Below are 6,136 nucleotides of genomic sequence, written 5' to 3' on the forward strand. Positions count from 1 at the left end.
CCGCGTCGGCAAAGCCCTCGACCCCGGTCGGCAGCACGTCCGGCATCAGGTTGAACCCGTCGGCGGCGCCCGCCGTGAACCAGCGCTCGATGTCGTCGGCGATCTGCTCCGGCGTCCCGACAATGGTGCGGTGGCCGGTGCTGCCGTTGAGAGCACGGATCAACTGCCGCACTGTGTAGTCGTTGTTGCGGGCGAGCGCGAGCGTCGCCTTGAAGAAGGTGTGGCCGCCATTGGGGGGCAGCGGGATCTCGTCCGGCAGCTTCTCGTCGAGCTTCAGCCGCTCGCGATCAATGCCGAGCACGCCCGAAAGCCGCGCCAGGCTGTAGTCGAGCGGAATGCGGTCCCACAGCTCCTCCTGCCGGCGCTTCGCTTCGGCTTCGGTGCTGCCAATGATGGTGGCGAGACCCGCAAGGTTGAGCGGTACGCCACCTACCCTTCCATATGCCGCTGCGCGTGTCTTCAACTCCCGCGCATAGGCGAGCGCCTCGTCCAAGGATTGCGACGCCGAGAACACTGCCTCGGCGTGAAGCGCAGCAAGTTCCCTGCCATCGTCGGAGCCTCCGGCCTGAATGATGACTGGATGACCCTGCGGCGAGCGGGGAATGTTGTGTGGGCCGTGCACGGAGAAGTGCTTGCCCTTGTGCTCGATGGCGTGGACCCGAGCGACGTCGACGAAGCGCCCGCCGGCGACGTCGCCGATGAAGGCGTCGTCCTCCCAGCTGTCCCACAGCGCCTTGACGATCTCCGTGAACTCGATCGCCCGCTCGTAGCGGCGCCCGTGCTCGATCGCACCCGTCAGTCCGAAATTGCGTGCCGACGCCGGATCGGCGGTGGTCACGATGTTCCAGCCGATGCGGCCGTTGCTGACGTGGTCGAGCGTCGCGAAGCGGCGGGCGATGTTGTAGGGCTCGTTGAAGCTGGTCGATGCGGTTGCGATCAGCCCGATGCGCTCGGTCGCTGCAGCAACCGTCGCCAGCACCACGGTCGGCTCCAGCGAGGTGATCGGGCGGTAGTCGATGCGATCGGAGATGGCCGCCTGGTCGGCGAGGAAGACGGCATCCAGCCTGGCGTGTTCGGCGGTTTTCGCCACCCGAACATAATGGTCGACAGTGAAGGCGGCATAGGGATTGACGCCGTCCATCCGCCATGCAGCCGGCGAGAAGCCGGCATGCAGGATGTTGACGTTAAGGTGAAGCTCGCGGCGGCTCATCGGAAGACGCCGGGCTCAGGATAGGCACCGGTGAGATACCAGGTGCCGACGGTGCGCGTCTTGTATTCGGCCGGGTTGTGTAGCGTGTGGATGCGCACGTTTCGCCAAAAGCGGTCGAAGCCGTATTTGCGCACCGCCGAGCGGGCGCCCATCACCTCGAAGATCTCGGTCGTCACCTCAAGTGCGACATTGCCGGCGAGCACGTTGGCCGAGGCGACCGCGATCGCGGCGGCGCCGCGCTCCTTCTCGGTAAGCGCCTTGCCGCGGGAAACGACGTGGTCCATCGCTGCAGCGGCGCGATCGGCGAGCGCGGTCGCGGCCTGCGTCTTCACCCACAGCTCTCCGTACTGGCGCTTGATCCAGGGATCGTCGATGTGGCGCTCGGCGCCGGAGTACATCCACGGCCGCGATTTCTCGACCGTGTAGTCGCGCGCGGCAAGCAGCGCGCCTTGGGCGGTTCCGATGAAGACGTTGAGCAGCACGCTCTGCTGTTGCAGCGGACCGATGGTGCGGATCGGCAGCGACGTGTCGACCCAGCCCCGCGCCAGCTCGCTGTCGTGGATCCGCACGTCCTTGTAGGCGACGCGGCCGCTGCCTGTTTGCGTCTGGCCGATACCGTCCCAGTCGTCGAGGATCTCCAACCCCTCGCGATCGGCGGGGATCGCCGCGAAGATGCGCTCGCCCGACACTTCGTCCTCCCAGGAGGTCGAGATGTAGTCGGCGACGTGCGAGCCGGAGGCGAACGGCTTGAACCCGTTGACGATGGTCCACTCGCCTTCCCTGCGGCCGAACAGCGTTTTGGAAAAGCTGTTGCCGGTATTGCCCCAGAACCAGTTGCTGGCCGCCGATCGGTGCAAGAGATCGACCGAGCGTGGCTCGTCGGACGAGAGTCGCGCGGCGAGCAGCGCGCTGAAGTGATAGCCGTAAATATGGCCGATCGAGCCGTCGACCTTGGCGAACTCGCGGCCGATCTTCAGCGCCGTCGAATAGGGCTCCCCTGCCCCGCCGAATTCGCTCGGGATGATGATGGTGAGAAGCCCGCTCTCCTTGAGCAGCCGGATCTGCTCGACCGGGCGACCGCCCAGCTGATCACGCTCGACGGCGTCGCGCGCGAAGACGTCGCGTAGCTCGACTGCCTTGGCGATCCAGGGGTTCGAAATATCGGGGTCGAAAACCATGGCGCTCGCCGATCAGTCGTGGAGGCGTGGGAAGCCGTGGCGCTCGGCTAAAAGGTCGATGATGCGCCTGGTCGCCGTCACGAAGGCGATGCCCTGGTAGCGTTCGGCATCGGCGGGCGGATTGCCGTTGCCAAAGACCAGCACCGGCAGCGACTGGTTCTCTTCGCCTAGCACCTCGATCACCTTGCGGCGCGGCCGTGCGAACGGCACGCGCTCGACCTCGAGCCCGGCGGCGAGCCGCGGGAACGCGGCCAGCAGACCTTCGATCTGGTTGCAATGCGGGCAGACATAGAGGCTGCCCAGCCGCTTCGGGTCGGGAAAGCAGGGCTCGATGAGGAAAAGCCTGTCGCGGGCCATGGCCTTACTCCGCCGCCGTCGCGACCTGGCCGGCGAAGCGGTTCGGCGGGCGCTTGAGGCCGAGATTCTCGCGCAGCGTCGTACCCTCGTATTCCTCGCGGAAGAGCCCGCGGCGGCGCAGCTCGGGCAGCACCAACTCGATGAAGTCCTTCAGCCCGCCCGGCATAATCGGCGCCATGATGTTGAAGCCGTCGGCGCCAAAATTCTGGAAGCGCTGCTCCATGGTGTCGGCGATCTCCTCGGGCGTGCCGACCACCTGCCAGTGGCCACGCGCGCCGGCGATGCGCAGATAGAGCTGGCGGATCGTCAGGTTCTCGCGGCGCGCCAGGTCGAGCACCACCGCCTGCCTGCTCTTTCCAGCATTGGTCTCCGGCAGTTCGGGAACCGGCCCGTCGATCGGATAGCGGCTGAGATCGAAACCGCCGGTGAAGGCCGACGCCAGGGCGAGCCCGACCTCCCGCTGGATCAAGGTCTGCAGTTCCTCGAACTTCTCATGAGCCTCGGCCCGCGTGCGCCCGACCACGGGGAAGATGCCGGGCAGGATCTTCAGGTCGTCCTCCGAACGGCCGTATTTCGCCAGCCTGCCCTTCACGTCGGCGTAGAAGGCAGTTGCCTCGTCCAGCGTGATCTGGGCGGCGAAGATCGCCTCCGCCGTGCGTGCCGCGAGCTCCTTGCCCGGCTCCGACGCGCCCGCCTGCACGACGACCGGATGGCCCTGCGGCGTGCGCGGCGTGTTGAGCGGCCCACGCACCTTGAAGTGCTGCCCCTTGTGGTTCAACACATGGAGCTTGTCCTTGTCGAAGTAGCGGCCGCTGGCGCGGTCGCGCACGAAAGCGTCGTCCTCCCAGCTGTCCCACAGACCAAGCACGACGTCGGCGAACTCCTCTGCCCGGTCGTAGCGGTCGCCATGCAGGATCTGGCTATCGTGGCTGAAATTGAATGCTGCGTCGGGATCGGCCGAGGTGACGAGGTTCCAGCCGGCGCGTCCGCCGCTCAGATGGTCAAGCGAGGCGAACTGGCGGGCAAGATTGTAGGGGTCGGAGAAGCTCGTCGAGGCGGTGGCGATGAGGCCGATGTTCTTCGTCACGGCCGCCAGGGCTGACAGCAGCGTGATCGGCTCGAACGGGTAGACGCCGCTATGCGCCTTGCGGCTCGCCGCGTCGAGGTCCTTCAGCCGCGCTGCAACGCCGTCGGCAAGGAAGAGCGTGTCGAACTTCGCGGCTTCGGCAAGCTTCGCCAGCTCGACATAGTCCTCAAAGCGCGTGCCTTCCGAGGCCTTTGGATGCCGCCAGGCGGCGACATGGTGGCCGGTGAAGAGCAGGAACGCTCCGAGCCTGAATTTGTCCTTGCGTTTCGCCATCGTCTCCTCGTCAGCGATAAAGCCCGCCGATCGGGAACTCGCCGGTCAGCAGCCAGGTGCCGATCGTGCGCTTCTTGTATTCGGCCGGGTTGTGCAACGTGTGGGTGCGGACGTTGCGCCAAAAGCGGTCGTAGCCGTTCTCCTTGGTGGCGGAACGCGCGCCCATCACCTCGAAGATGCCGCTCGATGCAGCGAGCCCGATCTCGCCCGCGTAGACATTGGCGGTAGCGAGGTCGATCGCGGTGAGGCCGCGCTGCTCCGCCGTCAGCGCCTCGCCCTTGCCATAAGCTGCATCGAGGCTCACGGCTGCCTTGTCGGCAAGCTCGGCCGCGGCCAACGTGCGGATGTAGAGATCGCCGTAGTTGCGCTGCACAAATGGATCGTCCGTGTGTTTCTCGTAACCCGAATAGACCCACGGCCGCGATTTGCCGACGGTGTATTCGCGCCCCTCCGTCAGCGCGCCCTGCGCGCTGCCGACGAAAATGTTGAGCAGCACCGCCTGCTGGAACAGCGAGATCAGCGTCTGGAACGGCGTCAGCGGCATGGCTGGCGAGCCGATCACCTCGTCGTCGCCGATGTGGACATCCCTGAAGGTGACCCGGCCGCTGCCGGTCTGGCGCTGGCCGACGCCGTCCCAGTCGTCCTCGATGACGATGCCTTCGCGGTCCGCGGGAATAGCGGCAGCTTGCCGCCCGTCGCCGTCTTCCCAGGCGACCTGGATGTAGTCGGCGATGTGCGAGCCCGAAGAGAACGGCCGGAAGCCGTTGAGGATCCAGCCCTTGCCGTTGCGCACCGCAGATGACGTCTTCGACATGGCGTTGCCGGAATTGCCCCACACCCAGTTCTCGGCGGCGGAGCGGCCGACAAGCCGGTCCTTCTGCTCCTCGGTGCCGCGGAAGATCACCGCGTTCAGCGGCAGGTGGTGGTAGCCGTAGAGATGAGCGAGCGAGCCATCGGTGCGCGCGAACTCACGCACGATGCGCAGCACCGAGAGCCAGGAGGCGCCGTGGCCGCCGTAGCGCCGTGGAATTTGCGCGGACGGCAGGCCGCTGTCCTTGAGCAGCTTGATCTGCTCGGTCGGCCTGCCGCCGAGCTTGTCGCGCTCGACGGCATCCTTGTCGAAGGCGTCTCTCAGCTCGACCGCCGTGGCGACGAACGGATCCGAAAGGTCGGGAACGAAGCTCATGCCGGGCAACCGCTGTTGTTACTGCTCATTCCGCCGCGATGTTGCGGGCCGGACGCCAGACAGCCGAGGCATAAGCCTCCTCGCCAAATTCGGGCGGATAGTCGCCGGTGATGCGGCGCTCGTGGCTGTCGAGGTCGGCCAGGAACAGGTCGCGGCTGATGCGCGACACGACGGCCGGCACATCGCGCTTGATCGACGGCACGTCGCCGATCGGCAGCCCGAAGCTGACGAAGCCGCCGGGATTGTAGACGTGGATGTCCTTCAGAAACGGCGCCTCGCCGGGCGTCTTCTCGAGGAACTCGTGGCCGAGGCCGAGATAGGGATGGGCGCCGAAGAAGGCGTCCTCCTCGCCTGCGGGAGGCGTGTACTGGTGGCGCCAGAGCCTGATCCTGTCGGCAAAGCCGGCCAGTTCCGGCTTCAACGAGGGATCGGCGAAATAGCCGGTGCCGGCGATGACGAAGTCGAATGCGATGCTGTCACCGGCGATGTCGGTGACCACCTTGCCGCCTTCGAGCCGCGCCGATGTCCAGAGCGCACCGAGATGCAGATGGAAATTGGCGAAGCGCACCACGCGCTCGATGACGTCCGGCGGCGGGGTCGATCCGGCATCGCGGAAACGCAGGGCCTGACGCCAGCGGATCGCATCGGGAAGATGCGGGTAGTTGTCGTAGGCGCCGGGATAGCCTCGAACGCGATTGATCGGCACGCTGGCGATGCGGTCGCGCCGGGCAAACAGATGGACCGACGCGGCTCCTGCTTCCAGCGCCGTCGCGGCAGCGTCGAAGGCCGAGGCGGCCGCGCCCACGACAGCGACAGCCTTGCCGTCCAGGCGGGCGAAATCGATG

General features: G+C 66.4%; 5 protein-coding genes and 1 pseudogene. All 6 read right to left on the minus strand.

Annotated elements, in window-relative coordinates; translation table 11 throughout:
* Positions 1-1,210, minus strand: a 1,210-nt coding sequence (locus EOA38_RS24960; RefSeq protein ID WP_145966058.1) for an LLM class flavin-dependent oxidoreductase, incomplete at its 3' end; no start/stop codon positions are given.
* Positions 1,207-2,388 carry an acyl-CoA dehydrogenase family protein gene (locus EOA38_RS24965; protein WP_127300476.1) on the minus strand — a complete coding sequence of 394 codons (1,182 nt, stop codon included), beginning with the start codon at positions 2,386-2,388 and terminating at the stop codon, positions 1,207-1,209. The genes EOA38_RS24960 and EOA38_RS24965, both read right to left, overlap by 4 nt.
* A 12-nt stretch (positions 2,389-2,400) precedes the next feature.
* The gene (locus tag EOA38_RS24970; RefSeq protein ID WP_127300477.1) at positions 2,401-2,745 is read right to left on the minus strand and encodes a DUF3088 domain-containing protein; all 345 of its coding nucleotides are present in this window, start codon (positions 2,743-2,745) and stop codon (positions 2,401-2,403) included.
* A 4-nt stretch (positions 2,746-2,749) separates the two neighbouring features.
* Positions 2,750-4,105 carry an LLM class flavin-dependent oxidoreductase gene (locus tag EOA38_RS24975; RefSeq protein ID WP_127300478.1) on the minus strand — a complete coding sequence of 452 codons (1,356 nt, stop codon included), beginning with the start codon at positions 4,103-4,105 and terminating at the stop codon, positions 2,750-2,752.
* Between the two features lie 10 nt (positions 4,106-4,115).
* On the minus strand, positions 4,116-5,291 hold the full coding sequence (locus tag EOA38_RS24980) for an acyl-CoA dehydrogenase family protein (protein WP_127300479.1): 1,176 nt from the start codon (positions 5,289-5,291) through the stop codon (positions 4,116-4,118).
* A 25-nt stretch (positions 5,292-5,316) separates the two neighbouring features.
* Positions 5,317-6,136 (minus strand): annotated as a pseudogene (locus tag EOA38_RS24985) (NAD(P)/FAD-dependent oxidoreductase); the annotation flags it as partial.

Source organism: Mesorhizobium sp. M1E.F.Ca.ET.041.01.1.1, from assembly GCF_003997355.1.
Classification (GTDB): domain Bacteria; phylum Pseudomonadota; class Alphaproteobacteria; order Rhizobiales; family Rhizobiaceae; genus Mesorhizobium.

Coding starts and splice junctions, on each gene's coding strand:
- EOA38_RS24975 (WP_127300478.1), bottom strand. CDS start 4,105: ATGGCGAAACGCAAGGACAAATTCAGGCTCGGAGCGTTCCTGCTCTTC.
- EOA38_RS24965 (WP_127300476.1), bottom strand. CDS start 2,388: ATGGTTTTCGACCCCGATATTTCGAACCCCTGGATCGCCAAGGCAGTC.
- EOA38_RS24970 (WP_127300477.1), bottom strand. CDS start 2,745: ATGGCCCGCGACAGGCTTTTCCTCATCGAGCCCTGCTTTCCCGACCCG.
- EOA38_RS24980 (WP_127300479.1), bottom strand. CDS start 5,291: ATGAGCTTCGTTCCCGACCTTTCGGATCCGTTCGTCGCCACGGCGGTC.